Genomic DNA, 19,630 nt, shown 5'->3' with positions numbered 1-19,630 from the left:
CCGCAACACAAACTATATGTCTAACTTTGTAGATTACGTAAAGATCCATTGTAAAAGCGGTCACGGAGGCGCAGGTTCTGCCCACCTCCGCCGTGAAAAATATATCCCTAAAGGAGGTCCGGATGGAGGCGACGGAGGTCGTGGAGGACACATCATCATGAGGGGAAATGCTCAGGAATGGACTTTACTTCCACTTCGATACACCCGTCACGTAAAAGCGGAACGTGGTGAAAACGGAGCGAAAAACCAGCTTACCGGCGCTGATGGTGCTGATATTTATATTGATGTTCCCATCGGGACTATCGCTAAAAATGAGGATGGAGAAATTATCGGTGAAATTCTTGAAGACAAACAGGAAATCACCTTAATGCAGGGAGGAAAGGGAGGAAAAGGAAATGAGTTTTTTAAATCTTCTACCAACCAAACTCCAAGATACGCACAGCCGGGAATGGATGGTGAGGAAGGCTTTGTGGTTTTCGAACTCAAAATCTTAGCCGATGTAGGTTTAGTTGGGTTCCCAAATGCCGGAAAATCTACACTTCTTTCTTCTGTTTCTGCAGCAAAACCTAAAATTGCCAATTACGCATTTACCACTCTGACTCCCAATCTTGGTATTGTGGACTACAGAAATTACAAATCTTTTGTAATGGCTGATATTCCGGGGATCATTGAAGGAGCAGCTGAAGGAAAAGGTTTAGGACACCGGTTTTTAAGACATATTGAAAGAAACTCTATCCTTTTATTCTTAATTCCGGCCGATTCTGAAGATCACTTCCAGGAATTTAAAATTCTGGAAAATGAATTGAAGGAGTACAACTCTGAACTTCTGGATAAAGATTTTATTGTTTCCATTTCAAAATCAGATCTCCTTGATGAAGAACTGAAAAAAGAAATCGCCGCCGAATTCCCGGAAAACAGACGGCCTCTATTCTTCTCCGGTGTAACGGGGGAAGGCCTTGTAGAACTTAAAGATGCCATCTGGAAAAAACTTCACGGATAAAAGATGATACACTCAATAAAAAAAATAACAGCACCCGCTGTTATTTTTGTTTCATTTCTTCTGCCCTCTGAAACTTCTGCTCAGGGTGGTGATTCTTTTGTGGAAACACCCAGATTAGAAGAACCTGCGCCTTTTAATGATAAAGCATTTTTCAGGTTTGAATTCGATACAAAAATAAAGTATAGGTTTACCAACGATAAAATCGTCAATCAAAGTACGAACAATGAAGTGAGTGATATTATTGAGTATTACACCAATGAGACAGATCAGTCTGTACTGGCTTTCAATAACAGCAGAAACGGCTTTATCTATAACTTAAAGAAGGATACCAACCCTGTTCTTCCGGTTTTGATTAAAGACGAAAGCAAGGAAATAAAACCTGGCAATTTCGATTATTTTAAAGGAGATATTCCTTTGGAGTCTGAAATTGCGGACATCAAGAAAAGAAAAAAGCCTAAAACCGATCAGGTTCTGGAATTGGTTGAAAAGAAGGCGGAAAACGATCTTATCCATTATAAATACAACCTTATTCTTAATCGTAAAAGAAAAACGAATATAGCTGTCATAGAACTGGATATCGCGAATACGGAAAAGGCCTTCAACAACAATATCCTATATGATATGGAACCTTTATTTTTCAAAAATAAGATCCTGTTCAACAAAGGGGAAATAAAAAGTTATTCTTATTACAACAAGGAAAAAAGAAGAACAAAGTACTATGAATCACTGGATATTTATCCTGTACTTCTGAGGCTTTCTTTCACCAAAGGATGCTGTGTTTCTTCTCTGGAATAGTATAAATACGTGACCCGGCTTTCTTTGGAATAATTATTGGAATGATCCAGAGAAATCATCCGTTATGAAATATATACTCAGTCTTGGCGCATTTATTTTTTTATTTTCGTGTACAACGTCTACAATCAATTCAAAGTATACTCAAATTGAATATGAAGCCGGAGCTTGTTTTGGTTCCTGCCCCATTTTCAAATTAACCGTTAATCCCGACAGGACTGCGGTATTGGAAGCGGAGCATTTTAATTTCTCTAAGGATTTTTCAAAAGGTGAATTTTCAAAACCACGGGAAGGTACTTTTAAAACGGTCCTCAAAGAAACGGACTACAACAAACTGGCATCTCTGCTGAATGACCTTGACATTAAAAATCTGAAGGACCATTACGGAACAAGAAATATTACAGATCTTCCCACCTCTTATCTCAGAATTAATTTTGCGGACGGGACTTCTAAAAATATAGAAGATTACGGCAAACAGGGAAGTGAAAAGCTCAAGGAAACCTATCTCTTCATTGAAGGCCTGAGGCACAATCAAAAGTGGACAAAAGTAAAATAATCTGCTTAAAAATATTTAAACTACCTTTGTACCATATAATTCCTTCACATTGAGGGAATTTTATTCTAAATTAAAAAAACAGTTCATTTGAATTTTACAGACCTAAACTTAATAGACCCTATTGCAAAAGCAATTCAGGAGCAGGGATACACCAACCCAACGCCCATTCAGGAGAAATCTATCCCTGAAATCTTAAAAGGCAGAGACTTTTTAGGATGTGCACAGACAGGAACAGGAAAAACAGCGGCGTTTGCAATCCCTATTCTGCAGAATTTATCAAACAATAAGACCAAAAACAATCATATAAAGGCCCTGATCTTAACGCCGACAAGAGAACTTGCCATCCAGATCGAGGAAAACATCAACGCATACGGAAAATACCTTCCTTTAAAAGAGCTCGTTATCTTCGGAGGGGTAAAACAGGGAAATCAGGAAACTGCCCTGAGAAGAGGCGTAGATATCCTGGTAGCCACTCCCGGAAGACTTCTGGATTTTATCGCACAGGGAATTATCAGCTTAAAGAACCTTGAAATCTTTGTTCTTGATGAAGCGGACAGAATGCTCGATATGGGTTTTGTACATGATGTAAAAAGAATCATTAAACTTCTTCCACAAAGAAGACAGACATTATTCTTTTCTGCAACAATGCCTTCTGAGATTCAGAAACTGGCAGATTCTATTCTGAATAATCCTGTAAAAGTAGAAGTTACTCCGGTTTCTTCCACTGCAGAAACCATTAAACAGTCGGTTTATTTTGTAGAGAAAGATAATAAACTGAACCTTCTTTCCCATATTTTAAAAAATGATATCGCTGATTCTGTACTGGTATTTTCCAGAACGAAACACGGTGCCGACAAGATTGCAAGAAAACTTCAGAAGGATCATATCTCTGCAGAAGCCATTCACGGAAACAAATCCCAGAATGCAAGACAGAATGCCCTGAATAATTTTAAGTCCGGAAAAACAAGAGTTCTGGTGGCTACAGACATTGCTGCAAGAGGTATTGATATTGATGAGCTTAAATATGTAATCAATTTTGAACTTTCCGATGTTTCGGAGACGTATGTTCACCGAATTGGAAGAACAGGAAGAGCCGGAGCTGAAGGATCATCGATCTCTTTTGTAGACGGTCTTGATCTTTTAAATCTAAGAAACACGGAGAAACTGATCGGGAAAAAAATTCCTGTGGTGAAAGATCACCCGTTCCATACTGATAATCTGGTCGCTCAGAAAAGAGATTCTAACAACAAACCTATGGCAGCCGGCGGTGGTGGTGAAAGAAGACCTTCAAGATCTCCAAAACCTCAGAATAACAACAACAAGCCTTCTGGAAGCACTCCTACCGGGTTTAAGAAGCCCAAGAATAAGAACTTCACCAGAAAAAAATAATAAAAAAGCTTTCAAGGTCATTTCTTGAAAGCTTTTTTTAGCAGAATACAATTCTTACTTATTTATCTTTAATTTATAAACAGTTACAGAATCATAAAAAGGCTGCCAGCTTTTACCCGGATTTAAATAGGCCTTTACTTTAATTAAATCGTTTTCATCCATACTATCTACAATCTTTTTGCTCATTGTATTTTTAAAGTAAAATACATTTTCCTTATTTTCACTTCTTTTAACTTCTACTCCCATAAAATCAACTGACTTTCTTTTTGGGCTAATATGGGTAGGTAAAAGCAAATAGTGTATCTTATTCTTTTGAAGATAATCCTTAAAACGAAAGCTGTTTATTTCATTAAAAAAAACTGGATTCGCAACTAAAGCATCAGCCGGAACGAAATTAAAATCAGAATAATAGGCAAATCTTCCCGGAAAATCATAAACATAAATTCTGGATTCTTTCGGAATCACATGAACCAGGTCTTCTGCAAGCCCCTGCAATAATTCTTTTGGCTTCTTTTCAAATTTTGATTCACTATTAAAGACATTATAAGCAAGGCTTAAGTTCGTGGTAAGCTTTAACCCTCCTACTAAACAAACAAAGAGTATTAGTACTACAGAGAAAGCAATATATGGAACTGCCTTTTTTACTATTCTAAATTGGATTTTCTCAGCAAGATCATAAATAAAGATTCCGAAAAAGATGTACTGTGAAACGAAATACCATTGTCCAATCTGTGCTTGAAAAAACAGGTTATAAAATAAATGCATGAAACTTCCGACCACATATAAAATCTTAATCCATCGATAAGATACGTTTTTAGCAAATGTTAAAAATAACAAATAAAGACAGCCTAAAACTATACAAACATTTGGAATGAAACCAAAAGGAGGATCAAATTTCATAACAGGAAACGAACTCTTAATCTTTCCGCTGATAGGAACAATATCTCCAAACAAATATAGATTTGACAGCAAATAAGGTCCTGTAAGGAATAGAAAGCCCAGAAGTATTTTCAGTATGCTTGTAAAGCTCCAGGCACGTTCTTTCCAATAGAAAAACCCCAATGGAATAATAATAAAAATATGATCTAACCTTCCTAAAAAAACAAGACTGCAGATAAAACCGAAAATAAAATCATTGGTGTACTTTTTACAAAGAAAATAAAGCAATAAAGCTATTGTAAAGAAAACAAGGTGTGCTTCAGTTAAATATAATGTTCCTAGACTAAAAAACAGTAAACAGTAAGCGGCTAAGCTCAGCACTTTTCCTATACCCGAATCTTTAAACATTGTTTTCTCAAAGAGCCTATATCCTAATACGATAAATATAACCTGAAAAAACCATAATATATATATTAAAAGCCCTTTACCCAAAAAATTGATCCCTTCTGCAATGACGCAAAAAAGCATCCATAACGGATGAAAGCCATTCGTAAGATATAAATCATTAAAGCCCATAAACCCATGATTCACTATATTATAAGCTATCTGCGGATAAAAATATCCATCATCTACCCCAAATTTAGATGGATTCCACAAGAAAAAAACCGAGGAAAGCAAAAGCAGATAATGAATGTTTTCTTTTACAAGTTTCATAAAGATTAATTATAAATTTTTTTCGCATTTTCGGTGGTTATTCTGTCTATTTCTGAAAAGTCTTTTCCGTAAATATTCACCAGTTTCCCGGCTACCAGATCGAGATAGGAGCTTTCATTTCTCTTGCCTCTGTGCGGAACGGGAGCCAGATATGGAGAATCTGTTTCCAGAACAATTTTATCCAAAGGAATTTCATGAAGGAACTGATCAATTTTTCCGTTTTTAAACGTTACCACACCTCCTATTCCCAGCAGAAAATTAAGGTCTATAGCATGTTTCGCCTGATCGAGGTCTCCCGAAAAACAGTGAAAAATACCACGAAGTTTCGGATGTTTTTTTCTTTCCAGCACTTCAAACGTTTCATTAAAACTTTCTCTTGTATGGATCACGATAGGAAGGTCTTTTTCAATCGCCCAGTCGATTTGCTGCTCAAAAGCTTTCACCTGGATATCAAGCGTTGTTTTATCCCAGTAAAGGTCGATTCCTATCTCTCCTATTGCCGGAAATGCTCTTTGGTCAAGATAATTCTTAACGATTTCAAGTTCTTTTTCCCAGGATTCCGGTTTTACATAGCAAGGGTGCAGTCCCATCATAGAAATAATCTGTCCGGGATAATCGGATTCCAGCTGAAGCATTTTTTCATGAGATTCGGAATCAATAGCAGGAAGATAAAACTTCGTGACTCCTTTGTTTATAGCCCTTTGAATGGCTTCTTTTCTATCTTCATCAAATTCTTCTGCGTATAAATGGGTATGTGTATCAATCATTTTCTTTAAAATTTTAACAGATCTTCATAAGGGTTTTCCAGCTCCATTAAAAGCCCGAAAGCAGGCTCTGTCTTTATTCCCTGTTTCTTCAGTTCTACTATTTTTTGTTTAAAATTTTCGCCTTTTTCATTTAATATTCTGTATTCAGCCATCATATGGCGGTAGGCGTTCTGCTGAATTGGCGGTTTATTCTGTCCGAAAATTTCTATGGGAAACTCTTCCAGCATAAAATTCAGTGCAATGCTTTTTTCTCCGTTAACAACCATATTTTCGACTTTTACATCTACTTCAAAAGGAATTAACCGGCTAAACATGATATCATCCAGAAAATCTTCCTCAAACCTAAGATCTACCTCACAAATGATATCCAGATCGCTGCTTTCAATATCAATCCCGATAGGAATGGTTCCGGCCAGAATTGGAGAATAAGGTTCTAATTTCTCAAGAACACGGTATTTTGTAAGAACGTTATAAGCTCTTTGTTGTCTTTCGTTCCCGGATTTCAGATAATCAAGTTTGGTGAAATCAATCATTCAAAAATATTTTATGCCTTACTTTTTCCCGCTGTGCTTTAATTCTTTCCTTCAGTTTCTCTCTAAACTCAATATATTTAGGATCTTTTTCATCTTCCGTTCTATGTTCCAGTGCTTTATTGATTTTAAAATTTTCTTTGATAAAACGTTTAGTTTCATCGGAAAAATAAGCTTCCCCGAACTTATCAAAAATATAATATACGGCCTGTGAAGTAGGATGAATCAGGTCTTCCCTGTAAAAACGATAGTCACGAAGATCATCCATCAGGATTTCATAAACAGGCAGATAATGACAGTTTTCCAGCTGCGAAACCGCTTCATGAACAGCCGTGATCAGCTTGGATTTACTGAGTTGATTTTCAATCATCCCGTCTTTGGTATGGCGTACCGGAGAAACAGTAAAGAGGATCTGTACATCATCCCGGCAGATATCTTTAAGGTTTAAAACCGTATTGTATATTGAATCTGTAAGTTCCTGATGGGAAAGCAGTCTTTTATCAAAAAACTTTTGCGGGATCTTATGACAGTTGGCTACCAGTTTTTTCTTCGGAATAAATTCATAGATAAATGAAGTTCCGTAAGTGATAATCACCCAGCTTGTATCCTGCAGAAACCTGTTTCCAACCTCTATCCCTGCATTGATTTTATCCAAAGACTGGTGAACGTACCGTCTGTCAAAACTGCTGTGATGATCCAGTGAGATAAATTCATCGTTGAAGGTAATCAGCTCATCCTCTTTATAAAATTCGGAATCGTGAAGCCTTTTAACCGCATTACTGATGGAGAAAGGATTGAAAATAGTTCCGAAAGGATTATTTACCGTCTGAAGCTGCCCCTCACCCAAAAGATCCGTCATTTCCGAAGCAAAACAGGATCCTATTGAAAATATTTTATCTTCAACTTCTATTTTTTTCTCCGACAGCGGAATATCAACTTCAGTTCTGAATTTCATCTTTTAGGTAACAGGTGGCAGATAACAGGTGACGGGTGGCAAATATTCGTAGGTCCATAAGAACTGCAACCTGCTACCTCTCCTCTACAATCTTATTAGCTCTCTCTTCTCAACAGATAATTAGCCAGTTCAATGAAAGGCTTTTTCTTGTCTTCAGGGATATCAATTTTTGCCAGATAGCTTTGTCCGATTTCGTTGTGTTTCTGAATCAGGCGCAATGCTTTTTCGTCTACTTTTGTTCTTCTGAAGATCTTTTCAACCCCGTATACTTTATCAATATTATCGGTCTTTTTGCTGTACCAGTGATCCAGTTCTTTTCTTTCTTCGTCTGTAGCATGCTCTCTAGCTAAAAGATAAAGTACCGTTTTCTTGTTTTCATAAATATCTCCTGCATGTTTTTTCCCAAACTGGGCCTGATCTCCGAATACATCCAGATAATCATCCATAATCTGGAATGCAATCCCAATATGTTTTCCGAAATTGAAAATCGCTTTGGCATCTTTAAAATTAGCTCTTGCAATAAGCGCTCCTATTTCAAAGGAAGACGCACTTAAAACTCCCGTTTTATATGTAATCATTCTGATGTAGTCATCATAAGTGACATCCTCCTGAGTTTCAAAATTGATATCATACTGCTGACCTTCGCACAGAAGAAGCCCTGTGTGGGTGAAAATTCTGATACATGCCTTGAAAATTTCAGGTTCAAGATCTTCAAAAAACTTATAAGCTTTCAGCATCAGTCCGTCTCCGGAAAGAATTCCGACATTGATCCCGTGAAGGGTGTGTATGGTAGGTTTATTTCTTCTTAGAGGTGCTTCATCCATAATATCATCATGGATCAGGGTGAAATTATGGAAGAATTCAATAGCCAGTGCCGGTTTTATAGCCTGATTGAGATCTCCACCGAACAGGTCGCAGGCCATCAGTACCATAATAGGGCGAAGACGCTTTCCGCCGTGGGAAATGATGTAATTCATCGGGTCGTAAAGTTCCGCAGGCTTGTCTTTAAAAGTATACTTAGTGATGGCTTCAGCAACAATCTGCTGGTATCTGTCTAAAAATTCCATAAAATCTAATAGTTTGAACAAAAATACAATTTTTCAAGGCTTTATAAAACAAAAAACTCCATCGTTAGATGAAGATTTTAAATATAAAATTCAAAAAATTATTTTATTCCAGTTCAATAGGATTATAGGGTTTTGATTTTCTTGCCATATCAATGGCCTTGCCATCCGCATCATAAATCGGGGCACTGTAAAAGCCTGGATTTTCATGGATATTTTTCTGAACTTCCCGAAATTTTTCTCTAGAGACATGCAATATATGCTTTTCTGTTTTTAAATAAATTTTACTATTTCTTTTATCCATAGCAATTGCTTTAAAATGATAATGATCTTTAGTATCTTCTATTTCCATAATTAAACCCGGAAGCCCCTGAAAAATGTAAGGACCGTTGTTAATGGGAATATCTTTAGCATACCAGGCAATGTATTTTCTACCTCTGTATTCTGTTGTTGCCTTTTGACAAATGTATCCTAAGATTTCTTTGGTTTCTTTTTCTAATTTCCAATCAAATTTGGGTTGGCTTTCTTCATATTGATACATTTCAACAGCATAGTCCTGAATAATGATTTTGTTTTCTTTAAGGTCTTTCAATGTGTAGATATTCCAATTTTCTATAAAATTATTGTAAAGACTAAACTCTTTTGCATTAATCTCAGTTTTGTGACTGTATTTTTCAGACAAAGAATCACTTTTTATCCCGTTATAATCAGAAAACACAGAAAAGTTTTCTCCTAATCTTAAAACGCAAACGGCTTCCTTCGGCTTTTTTGATCTTTTTGTATCCTTTGTTAATTGTACATCATAATAAATATTGTTATTACTTTCACCAACAATCTTCTCGCTGTAAGGAAATGGCTTCATTGAATTCCCTACCAAAGAAATTTTTTGAGACTTCGCAAGTCCAAACCCCACTATTAAAAGCAGATAAAAGATCTTCATTTTTAATCTTTCAAACATTTTTTTCCAACTTTAGCCACCACATTTAATTTAATTTATTTCTGCCATAGCCTGATGCATTTGTTGGGGAGAGGAATAGTTATCACCGCATAAATAATAATCCTTACCACAACCTGAGTCTATTATATACCATTGTGAGCAAGTTTTTACTGGCATCTTAGTATTTAAAGATTCTATTTCTTCTACAAAATTTTTATCTGTTTTCAATTCTATTATTTTGTCTGTCGTTTTAGTTTCAACAGTACCTTTTGCACTAACCAGCGCATTAACTGTGATAGCTGCTGCTAATAATATCTTTTTCATAATAGTTTAAAATTTGTGATTATATTTTCTTTTTCATCAAAAAGTATTTTCGCGAAAACTTTCTCCGAATGTACACAACAAATAAAACATAAAACAATACAAATCAAAACAATACGTAATTCATACTAGACAAAATAAAAACAAATTAATCACAATAACGTGTATTAAAATTTCAATTATTTTTTTAAAGAAATTCAAAGATAAATTCAGTATAAAAACAAAAAACTTTGCCCGATTGGACAAAGTTTATATAATGAATTTGCATTTTTAATTAAGTCAGGAATGTCACTACAAGATAAGTAACTCCTGCTACGATTGCTGAAATAGGGATGGTCAATACCCAAGCCCAAAGAAGGCTTACCGTGATTCCCCATCTTACCGCAGAAACTCTTTTCGTTAATCCTACCCCAATGATAGAACCTGTAATCGTATGCGTTGTAGATACCGGAATACCGAAGTGGTCTGTAATAAACAAAGTAATTGCTCCTGCAGTTTCTGCACTTACTCCTTCCAGTGAAGTTACCTTTGTAATCTTAGTTCCCATAGTCTTGATGATCTTCCAACCGCCACTCATGGTTCCTAAACCAATTGCTAAGAAGGAAACCAGAGGAACCCAAAGATAATGTTCAGCAAAGTAATCAAAACGTCCCGCAGATGGGATATTAAGGTATACAGGATCGTGTAGCATTTCAACATGGTAGTAGATCAATGCTGCTCCAATAATACCCATTACTTTCTGAGCATCATTCAAACCGTGTCCTAAGCTGAATAAAGCTGAAGAAGCCAGCTGAAGTCTTTTGAAAGACTGATCTGCCTTGTGTGGGTTTGATTTTTTATAAAGGTGAACAATAATTAATGTAATGATGATAGAGATAATCATTCCTATTATCGGTGCCATAAAAATGAACAGGAAAATAGGAATTACTTTATCAAATTTCACAACGCTTTGTGTCGTGACCTGATGAAGTGCGTGTTTACAAGTCTCAAAGAAACCTAAAGTAGGCTGTGCCGCTGCTACAGCATGGTAATCCAACATGAAAGCGTGCATCAGCGCCGCTCCCAGAAACCCACCGATCAGGGTGTGGGATGATGAGGAAGGAATTCCAAACCACCATGTTAAAAGATTCCACGCAATGGCTGCAATAAGACCTGAAAATATAACTTCAAGGTTGATAAAATTCTCATTAACGGTTTTGGCAATGGTATTACCAATTTTAAATTCTCCAATAATGTAAGCGGCAATGAAAAAAGCGGCAAAATTCCAGAGTGCTGCCCAAAGTACAGCCTGAAAAGGGGTTAGAACCTTTGTAGAAACAATGGTTGCAATGGAGTTGGCTGCATCATGAAAACCATTAATATAATCGAAAATTAAAGCTAAAGCAATAATAACCGTAAGTAAAATCGGAAATTCCATTTCTGTGAGTTATAATTGTTTAAGCGTATTTAATCATGATGTTCTCAATTGTGTTGGCAACATCTTCTGCTTTATCAGTTACTATTTCAAGATAATTAAGTACAGATGAAACTTTGATGATATTAATCGCATCATTCGTTTCAAATAAATCTACCATTGAATTGGAAAGCAGATCATCAGCAATGTTCTCAATAGAATTTACTTTGATACATGCTTCTTTCACCTGATCCATATTTTTGAATCCTTTAAGGTTTTTCATGGCATTCTGGATCTCAAGACAAGCTTTGTTAATCAATAATGAAAAATCCGAATAAGCCTTCATTTCAGGCGATTTATATAAGAAAATGTATTTTGTGGAAGCATAGATGTAATCAGCGATATCATCAAGACCGGTTGCCAGGGTGTGAATGTCTTCACGGTCGAACGGTGTAATGAAGTTTTTTCCTAATTCAACAAAAATCTCATGTGTAAGTTCATCGTTTTTGTGCTCATAGTCGCTCATTCTTTTTAACATCGTATCGTCGTTAAGATCGAAATCTCTGATCCCGTTGTTAAAGTCTTCAGACATTGCAACTAAGTTCTCCGTTACTTTTTCGAAAAGCACAAAGAAAATTTTATCTTTTGGTTGAAAAGCGTGGAAAATATTACCAATTCCCATTTGTATGTATTTATAATTCGAGTGCAAATTTCTTAAAAAAGGATTTGCCCTGAAACAATATAACATTAAGTTTTGTTAACATTCGATTAACACCTGATTATCAAATAAAAAAACCGACCAAAGGCCGGTTTTTTACTATAATTTTGATGCTTTAGTTTGCTACTTCAGCTCTCATTTCTTTTCCTCTGAATTTCATTGAAGGAATGTTGCTCATCACATTTTCCTGGAATGATTTTTCCACTTCGAAGAATGAGAATTTCTCCAGGATTTCAATATCACCGATTTCTGCTCTTTTTTTGCTTTTTCCGGCTGTTGCTTTGTTGATGATATCAAGAACATCAAGCTTTTTCAACTGATCTTTTTTTCCAAGATTGAAGAAGAATCTTACCATGTTTTCATCTTTTCTTCTAGGTTTTCCGCCACGGTCTCTTCCATCTCTGCTGCCACGGTCGCGGTCTCTTCCTCTGTCACGGTCTCTATCGCGACCTCTGTCTCTTCTTGAGTAATCATCATCTCTGCTGCTCAGTTTCTGTTCAGCAAGATCATGCTTGTCTTTGTAATAAAGAGCAAGGTCTTTCAATTGGAACTGTAATAATTTATGTACCAGTTCTTCTTTAGTGAAAGCACTAAGATCAGGAATCAAACTGTCGTTGAATTCAAATACATCTTCTTCGTGCTCTGTAAATAGTTTTTCAAAAACACCTCCAACCTGAGCTTTGATAATATCGTCTCCTGTCGGGATTGTTTTCTCTGTAATTTCAATTTTGGTAGCAGATCTGATCTGTTTCAGTTTTCTGCTTTCTTCAGGCTTGATTAACGCCATTGAAATACCGTCTTTTCCAGCTCTACCGGTTCTTCCGCTTCTGTGAACGAATACCTCCGGATCATCAGGTAAAGAATAATGGATAACGTGCGTTAAGGAATTTACATCCAAACCTCTTGCCGCTACATCCGTTGCTACAAGGATATCAATGTTTTTCAGTCTGAATTTCTTCATTACCGTATCTCTCTGCGCCTGAGAAAGATCTCCGTGAAGAGCATCTGCTGCATAACCGTTCTGCATTAAGAAATCGGCAACCTCCTGAGTTTCCATTCTTGTTCTGCAGAAAAGAATAGAATACTGGTTAGGGTTTGCGTCAATTAATCTTTTTAGAGCTTCTTTTTTCTGACGGTATCCTACTACATAGTATTCATGCTTGATGTTCTTCTTAACCTCGTTAATAGAACCCACAGAAATACGGTGAGGATTGGTAAGATAATTTTTAGAAATTCTCTCTACTTCTTTATTCATCGTTGCCGAGAATAAGAAAGTCTGCTTTGTGTCCGGTGTTTCGCTAAGAATTGTTTCCAACTCATCTTTGAAACCCATAGAAAGCATTTCATCAGCTTCGTCTAAAACTAACCAATGAATGGCAGAAAAATCAAGTGCTTTTCTGTTGATAAGGTCGATTACTCTTCCGGGAGTTCCTACAATAATCTGTGGTTTATCCTTTAAAGAGCGAATCTGATCCATAATACTGCTACCACCATAAACCGCTGTGGTTTTGATGTCTCTCATGTACTTGGAATAATTTTTTATGTCTTTAGAAATCTGAAGACATAATTCCCGTGTCGGACAAAGCACCAATAATTGGATTTTGCGACTCGTTTCGTCAATCATATCCAAAATCGGAAGCGAAAATGCTGCTGTTTTGCCTGTCCCTGTCTGCGCAAGTGCGATCAAGTCGCGAATATCTGAAAGAATGAAAGGGATAGTCTGTTTTTGGATTTCTGTCGGGCTTTCGTAACCCAGTTCGCCAACCGCCTTAAGAATGTCAGGACTTAAATTGGACTCCGTAAATAAATTCATTAAATATTTTAAAATTTTTGCAAAGATACAATAAATATTTGATTTGTTTTTGAATAAAGTTTTAAATATGTAAACTTTAATTCAGAATCCTTTAATATTTTTTTAATTTTTAAAAAATTAAATCCAAAAAAACAGCCTTCACGTTAAAAACATGTTAAACATTGTTTTTTTTTATTAAATTGGATTGATTTTTTCTGTATTATTTATGAATTTTCAAGAATAAGACCATGAAATGTAAATTTTTCTTTTTGATATTCTCATTTAATACACTTATGATATATGCACAGACATCCCCCTATCCAAGGGCATGGACACTGGAAAACTGCATAGAATTTGCGAAAGAAAACAATATTTCAATCAACTCTTTAAGACTTTCAAAAAATTCATCCGATCAGGATCTTTTACAGGCCAAAGATGCCAAATACCCCAATCTAAGCGGAACCGTTTCTCAAGGTCTTTTTGCTTTAAACGGAAATAACGGTCTGCATGCCAACGGAGCACAGTCGCAAAGTATCGGTGCCAATTCTTCTATGACGCTCTATCATGCCGGATACATTAAAAATAACGAATTTTCAAAAAATCTGCTGGTTCAGATGGCGGATCTTTCCGTGCAGGAAGCTGAAAACAATATTACTTTAAGCATTACCCAGGCCTTTCTTAATATTCTGCTGGCTCAGGAAAATATTATTTCTCTTGAAAATATTCTGAAAACTACCCAGACCCAACTTAAACAGGGCGACCAGTTTTACAAAGCCGGCAATATTTCAAAGCTGAATTATCTTCAGATCCAGGCTCAGGTGGCTCAGGACGAGTATAATCTGACTGCCGCGCAGAACAATCTCCGTTCAGGAACTGTGAACCTCAAGCAGCTTCTGCAATTACCGTCCTCTTATGATTTTCAAATTGAAAAACCTGATACCATCATTGTGGAAGACCATCTAAAATCTTTACAGGAAACCCAGGATCAGGCCCAAAAACAACGTCCGGAGGTGAAATACGGAGAATTGAACATCGAAAATTCCAATACTAATTTAAAAATGGCCCAGGCTTCCATACAACCTACCTTGAATGTAACAGGAAATATTTCAACCAATTATTCTACAGGAAACGGCAGCTATTTTAATCAGCTGGGAAACAATTTTTATATGCCCGTAGGATTAAGTCTTGGAATTCCGATCTACAATAACCGGATCTATAAAACAGAAATTGAAAAATCAAAAATAGCCATAGAACAGGCTAATCTGGATCTTCAAAACACCAAAACGATTCTTAACCAACAGGTGGAACAGTCTTATATTAATCTCCAAAATGCTCTTTCACAATACGATTCTGCATCAAAACAAATGAATATAAACCAGCAGAGTTATGATATTGTGAACGCACAAATGAAATTAGGAAGTATAGATTATGTACAGCTTCAGCAGCAGCGGCTTCTCTATATTCAGTCTGTACAAAATTATCTGCAGGCCAAATATACTGCCGTTCTCAACAGCCAGATCTATGAATTCTATGCAGGAAACCCTATAACTCTCAAGTAAGTATGAAAACAAAGAACAGAAAATGGCTATACTGGATCATCGGAGGTATCTTGGTACTCGGAGCTGTCTGGTATTTTTTCATCAGAGCAGAAGAAGTAAAAATTCAGCTGGAAACCGTCACGCCTGAAATGGGAGAAATTTCAAATTCCATTACAGCCACGGGGACCGTTCAGCCTGTAGATACTGTTGCTGTGGGTACTCAGGTATCCGGGATCATTAAAAAAACATATGTAGACTTTAATTCTACCGTGAAAAAAGGTCAGCTGCTGGCTACTTTAGATCCTGATCTTCTTCAGTTTCAGTCTGAACAGATCAAAGCCAATCTGCAGAATGCAAAAAGCAACCTCGCCTATAATGAAATCAATTTCAACAGACAGTCACAGCTGTACAAAGTGGGTGCGGTAAGCAAAGCGGATTTCGACAATGCCACCAACCAGTATAATGCGGCCAAAGCACAGGTAAATTCCGTAAATGCACAGCTTTCTACGGCAAACAAAAATCTTTCGCTCACCAATATCTATTCTCCTATTGACGGAACGGTTCTGAACAGAAATGTAAGCGAAGGACAAACGGTAGCATCAAGCTTCAGTACGCCTACCCTGTTCAGTATTGCTAAGGATCTCACCAAAATGCAGGTTCGTGCTTCCGTGGATGAAGCGGATATCGGGAATGTAAAAGTTGGACAAAAGGCCACATTTACAGTGGATGCCTTTCCGGACGAGACGTTTAAAGGGGAAGTTTCTGAAGTAAGACTCCATCCTACCGTCTCTTCGAACGTAGTGAATTACACCACCATCATCAATGCGGACAATTCAAGTCTTAAACTAAAACCGGGAATGACGGCCAATATCACCATTTATACAGAGATTCTGGAAAATATTATGAAAATTCCTGCTGCTGCCACCAGTTTCAGGCCGGACAGTCTGGTTATAAAAAAATACAAAGTCAATTCGCCTTTTAATCATGAAAAAAAGGGGAAAGGAAAAGGCAGGAGTCAAAATATGAATCCGGATAATAAAACGAATGAAGCAGCCGTCTGGATTATCGGAAAAGACAGCACTTTGTCCCGTAAAAAAATAAAAACAGGAATGGATAATGACACCGAAATCCAAGTGGTTTCAGGACTGAATAAAAACGACCATATCGTCACCGGATATAAACTTTTATCTAAAAAATCTTCCGGAAATGCGGCAAAAAGTCCGTTTATGCCACAAAGAAGAGGCGGTGGCGGCAATAACAGAAGTGGCGGCGGTGGCGGACCAAGATAATTATACATCTAAAAAAAGAAAATCATGGCCGAAAAAATTCTGGACATTATAGATCTTAAAAGAGAATTCAAGATGGGTGAAGAAATTGTCCATGCACTGAAAGGCGTTACATTTTCAGTAACAAGGGGAGAATTCGTAACGATCATGGGAAGCAGCGGCTCGGGAAAATCTACATTGCTGAATATTCTGGGATGCCTGGATAAGCCGTCATCCGGAGATTATATTCTGGATGGAGTAAATGTTAAAAACCTGGACCGCGATGAATTAGCCATTTTAAGAAATCAAAAGATCGGTTTTGTATTTCAGGCGTATAATCTTCTGGCAAGAACCACTGCTAAAGAAAATGTGGAACTTCCGCTTCTTTACAATCCCAAAGTATCGGGTGAGGAACGGCATCAACGGGCCATTAATGCACTGACAGCCGTTAAACTGGAAAACAGAATTGATCATCTACCCAATCAGATGTCCGGAGGGCAGCAGCAAAGAGTTGCCATTGCCAGAGCTTTAGTGAATGAACCCGTTATGATCCTTGCGGATGAAGCTACGGGAAATCTTGATACAAGAACGTCTTATGAAATTATGGCTCTGATGCAGGATCTGCACAAACAGGGAAGAACGATCGTATTTGTGACTCATGAACCCGATATTGCCGCCTTCAGTACAAGAACAGTGACATTAAGGGACGGAAAAGTCATTAAAGATCTCCAAAATGAAAATATAAGATCAGCCAAAGAAGCACTGGAAAGCCTTCCGGTAAATGATGACTACAAATAGTTTTATCTTAAAAACTGAATAAAATGAATGTCTCCAATCTCTTCCGGATCGCCTGGAAAGCCCTTTTACGAAATAAGTTGCGTGCCTTTCTCACGATGTTGGGCATCATTATTGGTGTGGCCTCCGTGATTGCCATGACCGCCATTGGGGAAGGTTCAAAAAAAAGCATCAGTGATCAGCTTTCATCCATGGGGTCGAATATGATCACTATCCGGCCATCCAGTAATGTGAATGTTTCAGGAGGAGCAAGAATAGGCGCCTCCGGGCTACAGACCCTGAAAGCTCAGGATGCGGATGCTATTTCAAAAGGAGCACCGGATGTTTCCTATGTTTCGGCGGCAGTACAAACCAACGGACAAACCATCAATGGAGCCAACAACTGGCCCACGCAGCTTCAGGGAGTGAATGAAGAGTATTTCAAAATCAGAGACTGGAATATTTCAGATGGCAGTCTTTTCACCAAAAAGGATGTAACTTCTTCCAATAAAGTCTGTCTTTTAGGTCAAACCGTTTATTCCAATCTATTTCCCAACGGTGAAGATCCGGTAGGCAGTATTATCCGCTTCAACAAAGTTCCTATGAAAGTGATTGGCATACTGGCTCCCAAAGGATCAAATGCATTCGGACAGGATCAGGATGATGTAATTATTGCCCCATTTAATACGGTACAGAGAAGGTTCCTCGGAATTACCTATGTACAGACCATATATGCTTCATCCACGAATGAAAATACGTCTCAACAAGCCACCGATCAGGTTTCGGAAATTTTGAGAAAACAGCATAAACTTCCGGCAGACGGCAGCAATGACGATTTTTCCGTGAGAACCCAGGCCGAGCTGATCTCTACCATGAGTTCTACTAGCCAGCTTCTGACCGTACTTTTATCTGCCATTGCAGGAATATCCCTGATTGTAGGCGGAATCGGAATTATGAATATCATGTATGTTTCCGTGACGGAGAGAACGAAGGAAATAGGTTTGAGAATGTCCATTGGAGCAAGGGGAAAAGATATTCTGTATCAGTTTCTGATAGAAGCTGTTCTTATCAGCATTACAGGTGGAATTATAGGTGTTCTTCTGGGTGTTCTTTCTTCAAAATTAGTTACGTTCTTCTTGTCATGGCCCACTTTTATTACAGAATCATCCATTATCGTATCCTTTATCGTCTGTGCAGTAACCGGAGTATTTTTCGGGTATTATCCTGCATTGAAAGCCTCAAAACTTGATCCTATCGAAGCCTTGAGATATGAATAGTTTTCTGTATTTTTGAATAAAGGTTGCTGGTTATCAGTTGCCGGTTTAAACCGAAACCCATAACCCGAAACCCGCACCCACAACTAAAACAAAAAAATATGTCAGCCACCATTTCACCCAAAACATTTGAGTTCCTGAAAGTATTAACCGAAAATAATAACCGCGAATGGTTCACCGAAAATAAAAGTTTTTATACGGAATCTCAGGAAAACGTCATTTCTTTTCTGGATAGCCTGATCAAAGAAATGGCCGGATTTGATGAAGAACTGGGTAAACTTGACGGTAAAAAAGCATTGTTCAGAATTTACAGGGACACGCGATTTTCAAAGGATAAAATACCTTACAAAACCAATTTCGGAGCTTCATTAGGAATGGGAAAAGGAAGCCAGAAAGGAGGTTACTATCTTCATATGGAGCCCGGAAAATCTTTTTTGGCCGGCGGAATCTATATGCCCGAATCTTCTGTTTTGAAAGAAGTAAGAAAAGAAATTTCGTTATATGGTGAAGATTTTCTGAAGATCATCAACAACAAAGACTTTAAAAAGCATTTCCCGGAGCTTGATCAGGATGATAAGTTGAAGAAAATTCCTCAGGGTTTTGAGAAAGAAGATCCGATGGGAGAATATTTAAAGCTTAAAAATTTCATTGTGGTGTATTCTCTGAAGGACGAAGAAGTGATGGATAAAAACGCAGTAAAGAACCTGACGAAGATTTTTAAACTGATGAAACCTTTTAATGATTTCCTGAATACGCCTTTTCTTTAAAAGTTTAGGTTGTATTTCATATAAAGGATCAGTTTTAACTGATTTTTTATTTCTCATAAATATCATTGTGCGATTTTTTCACGCAAAGTTTAATCATAAGAATGTATATTCAAAGTAAGCAAAGAAGGGATCAATTGAAATTGATTTGATGAAGCAGATGAATTAAAACTCATCAATAATCCAGCCTTCGTATTCTAAAATTTAT

Annotated in this window: 19 protein-coding genes; 9 read left to right on the top strand and 10 right to left on the bottom strand. The window is 37.2% G+C overall.

What is annotated here, in order from left to right; genetic code table 11:
• The first annotated feature begins 16 nt into the window (after window positions 1-16).
• The 4 genes from obgE (at window position 17) to ACM46_RS08395 (ending at window position 3,737) form a co-directional block, all read left to right on the top strand.
• Entirely contained in the window at window positions 17-1,000 is a 984-nt protein-coding gene (gene obgE, locus ACM46_RS08410; protein WP_048506216.1) for a GTPase ObgE, read from the top strand.
• 3 nt (window positions 1,001-1,003) lie between these two features.
• The gene (locus ACM46_RS08405) at window positions 1,004-1,795 is read left to right on the top strand and encodes a hypothetical protein (RefSeq protein ID WP_048506215.1); all 792 of its coding nucleotides are present in this window, start codon (window positions 1,004-1,006) and stop codon (window positions 1,793-1,795) included.
• Between the two features lie 64 nt (window positions 1,796-1,859).
• Window positions 1,860-2,348 (top strand): DUF6438 domain-containing protein, encoded by a 489-nt coding sequence (locus ACM46_RS08400; protein ID WP_048506214.1) that lies wholly within the window; start codon window positions 1,860-1,862, stop codon window positions 2,346-2,348.
• A gap of 87 nt (window positions 2,349-2,435) precedes the next feature.
• Window positions 2,436-3,737: a DEAD/DEAH box helicase gene (locus ACM46_RS08395; protein WP_048506213.1), complete on the top strand. Its 1,302-nt coding sequence runs from the start codon at window positions 2,436-2,438 to the stop codon at window positions 3,735-3,737.
• Between the two features lie 54 nt (window positions 3,738-3,791).
• Here the strand turns inward: ACM46_RS08395 and ACM46_RS08390 are convergent, their stop codons facing one another.
• From ACM46_RS08390 to ACM46_RS08345, 10 genes are all read right to left on the bottom strand, one after another.
• Window positions 3,792-5,330, bottom strand: a complete 1,539-nt coding sequence (locus ACM46_RS08390; RefSeq protein ID WP_048506212.1) for a hypothetical protein — start codon at window positions 5,328-5,330, stop codon at window positions 3,792-3,794.
• Window positions 5,331-5,335: 5 nt separating this feature from the next.
• The gene (locus ACM46_RS08385) at window positions 5,336-6,097 is read right to left on the bottom strand and encodes a TatD family hydrolase (protein WP_048506211.1); all 762 of its coding nucleotides are present in this window, start codon (window positions 6,095-6,097) and stop codon (window positions 5,336-5,338) included.
• A gap of 5 nt (window positions 6,098-6,102) precedes the next feature.
• Window positions 6,103-6,630, bottom strand: a complete 528-nt coding sequence (locus ACM46_RS08380) for a DUF4269 domain-containing protein (RefSeq protein WP_048506210.1) — start codon at window positions 6,628-6,630, stop codon at window positions 6,103-6,105.
• Window positions 6,623-7,582, bottom strand: a complete 960-nt coding sequence (locus ACM46_RS08375) for a GSCFA domain-containing protein (protein WP_048506209.1) — start codon at window positions 7,580-7,582, stop codon at window positions 6,623-6,625. Before ACM46_RS08375 ends, ACM46_RS08380 begins: the two co-directional genes overlap by 8 nt.
• 95 nt (window positions 7,583-7,677) lie before the next feature.
• On the bottom strand, window positions 7,678-8,649 hold the full coding sequence (locus ACM46_RS08370; protein WP_048506208.1) for a polyprenyl synthetase family protein: 972 nt from the start codon (window positions 8,647-8,649) through the stop codon (window positions 7,678-7,680).
• A 103-nt stretch (window positions 8,650-8,752) separates the two neighbouring features.
• Window positions 8,753-9,604 carry a GLPGLI family protein gene (locus ACM46_RS08365; RefSeq protein WP_117614427.1) on the bottom strand — a complete coding sequence of 284 codons (852 nt, stop codon included), beginning with the start codon at window positions 9,602-9,604 and terminating at the stop codon, window positions 8,753-8,755.
• Between the two features lie 30 nt (window positions 9,605-9,634).
• The gene (locus ACM46_RS08360) at window positions 9,635-9,907 is read right to left on the bottom strand and encodes a hypothetical protein (RefSeq protein WP_048506207.1); all 273 of its coding nucleotides are present in this window, start codon (window positions 9,905-9,907) and stop codon (window positions 9,635-9,637) included.
• Window positions 9,908-10,178: 271 nt separating this feature from the next.
• Window positions 10,179-11,321, bottom strand: a complete 1,143-nt coding sequence (locus ACM46_RS08355) for an inorganic phosphate transporter (protein WP_048506206.1) — start codon at window positions 11,319-11,321, stop codon at window positions 10,179-10,181.
• A gap of 19 nt (window positions 11,322-11,340) precedes the next feature.
• On the bottom strand, window positions 11,341-11,979 hold the full coding sequence (locus ACM46_RS08350; protein ID WP_048506205.1) for a DUF47 domain-containing protein: 639 nt from the start codon (window positions 11,977-11,979) through the stop codon (window positions 11,341-11,343).
• 151 nt (window positions 11,980-12,130) lie between these two features.
• On the bottom strand, window positions 12,131-13,828 hold the full coding sequence (locus ACM46_RS08345; RefSeq protein WP_048506204.1) for a DEAD/DEAH box helicase: 1,698 nt from the start codon (window positions 13,826-13,828) through the stop codon (window positions 12,131-12,133).
• Between the two features lie 272 nt (window positions 13,829-14,100).
• Between ACM46_RS08345 and ACM46_RS08340 the strand changes: the two genes are divergently transcribed.
• The 5 genes from ACM46_RS08340 to ACM46_RS08320 all read left to right on the top strand — a co-directional run bounded on the left by ACM46_RS08340 (window position 14,101) and on the right by ACM46_RS08320 (window position 19,425).
• Window positions 14,101-15,366, top strand: coding sequence for a TolC family protein (locus tag ACM46_RS08340; RefSeq protein WP_048506203.1), 1,266 nt, complete (start codon window positions 14,101-14,103; stop codon window positions 15,364-15,366).
• Window positions 15,367-15,368: 2 nt separating this feature from the next.
• Window positions 15,369-16,634 carry an efflux RND transporter periplasmic adaptor subunit gene (locus ACM46_RS08335; RefSeq protein ID WP_048506202.1) on the top strand — a complete coding sequence of 422 codons (1,266 nt, stop codon included), beginning with the start codon at window positions 15,369-15,371 and terminating at the stop codon, window positions 16,632-16,634.
• A 24-nt stretch (window positions 16,635-16,658) separates the two neighbouring features.
• Complete coding sequence (locus ACM46_RS08330) at window positions 16,659-17,408, top strand: ABC transporter ATP-binding protein (protein WP_048506201.1); 750 nt, start codon at window positions 16,659-16,661, stop codon at window positions 17,406-17,408.
• Between the two features lie 23 nt (window positions 17,409-17,431).
• Window positions 17,432-18,661, top strand: a complete 1,230-nt coding sequence (locus ACM46_RS08325) for an ABC transporter permease (protein WP_048506200.1) — start codon at window positions 17,432-17,434, stop codon at window positions 18,659-18,661.
• Between the two features lie 98 nt (window positions 18,662-18,759).
• Complete coding sequence (locus ACM46_RS08320) at window positions 18,760-19,425, top strand: DUF2461 domain-containing protein (RefSeq protein WP_048506199.1); 666 nt, start codon at window positions 18,760-18,762, stop codon at window positions 19,423-19,425.
• Window positions 19,426-19,630 lie beyond the last annotated feature (205 nt).

Source organism: Chryseobacterium angstadtii (genome assembly GCF_001045465.1).
GTDB lineage: Bacteria > Bacteroidota > Bacteroidia > Flavobacteriales > Weeksellaceae > Chryseobacterium > Chryseobacterium angstadtii.
The sequence above is the reverse complement of the archived record's forward strand: the minus strand, read 5'-3'. Positions and strand labels throughout refer to the sequence as shown.

Excerpts from the sequence above, each read along its gene's own strand:
- ACM46_RS08405 (WP_048506215.1), top strand. The coding sequence starts at position 1,004 with ATGATACACTCAATAAAAAAAATAACAGCACCCGCTGTTATTTTTGTT.
- ACM46_RS08330 (WP_048506201.1), top strand. The coding sequence starts at position 16,659 with ATGGCCGAAAAAATTCTGGACATTATAGATCTTAAAAGAGAATTCAAG.
- ACM46_RS08345 (WP_048506204.1), bottom strand. The coding sequence starts at position 13,828 with ATGAATTTATTTACGGAGTCCAATTTAAGTCCTGACATTCTTAAGGCG.
- ACM46_RS08380 (WP_048506210.1), bottom strand. The coding sequence starts at position 6,630 with ATGATTGATTTCACCAAACTTGATTATCTGAAATCCGGGAACGAAAGA.
- ACM46_RS08335 (WP_048506202.1), top strand. The coding sequence starts at position 15,369 with ATGAAAACAAAGAACAGAAAATGGCTATACTGGATCATCGGAGGTATC.
- obgE (WP_048506216.1), top strand. The coding sequence starts at position 17 with ATGTCTAACTTTGTAGATTACGTAAAGATCCATTGTAAAAGCGGTCAC.
- ACM46_RS08400 (WP_048506214.1), top strand. The coding sequence starts at position 1,860 with ATGAAATATATACTCAGTCTTGGCGCATTTATTTTTTTATTTTCGTGT.
- ACM46_RS08340 (WP_048506203.1), top strand. The coding sequence starts at position 14,101 with ATGATATATGCACAGACATCCCCCTATCCAAGGGCATGGACACTGGAA.
- ACM46_RS08320 (WP_048506199.1), top strand. The coding sequence starts at position 18,760 with ATGTCAGCCACCATTTCACCCAAAACATTTGAGTTCCTGAAAGTATTA.
- ACM46_RS08360 (WP_048506207.1), bottom strand. The coding sequence starts at position 9,907 with ATGAAAAAGATATTATTAGCAGCAGCTATCACAGTTAATGCGCTGGTT.
- ACM46_RS08350 (WP_048506205.1), bottom strand. The coding sequence starts at position 11,979 with ATGGGAATTGGTAATATTTTCCACGCTTTTCAACCAAAAGATAAAATT.
- ACM46_RS08365 (WP_117614427.1), bottom strand. The coding sequence starts at position 9,604 with ATGTTTGAAAGATTAAAAATGAAGATCTTTTATCTGCTTTTAATAGTG.
- ACM46_RS08375 (WP_048506209.1), bottom strand. The coding sequence starts at position 7,582 with ATGAAATTCAGAACTGAAGTTGATATTCCGCTGTCGGAGAAAAAAATA.
- ACM46_RS08325 (WP_048506200.1), top strand. The coding sequence starts at position 17,432 with ATGAATGTCTCCAATCTCTTCCGGATCGCCTGGAAAGCCCTTTTACGA.
- ACM46_RS08370 (WP_048506208.1), bottom strand. The coding sequence starts at position 8,649 with ATGGAATTTTTAGACAGATACCAGCAGATTGTTGCTGAAGCCATCACT.
- ACM46_RS08390 (WP_048506212.1), bottom strand. The coding sequence starts at position 5,330 with ATGAAACTTGTAAAAGAAAACATTCATTATCTGCTTTTGCTTTCCTCG.
- ACM46_RS08385 (WP_048506211.1), bottom strand. The coding sequence starts at position 6,097 with ATGATTGATACACATACCCATTTATACGCAGAAGAATTTGATGAAGAT.
- ACM46_RS08355 (WP_048506206.1), bottom strand. The coding sequence starts at position 11,321 with ATGGAATTTCCGATTTTACTTACGGTTATTATTGCTTTAGCTTTAATT.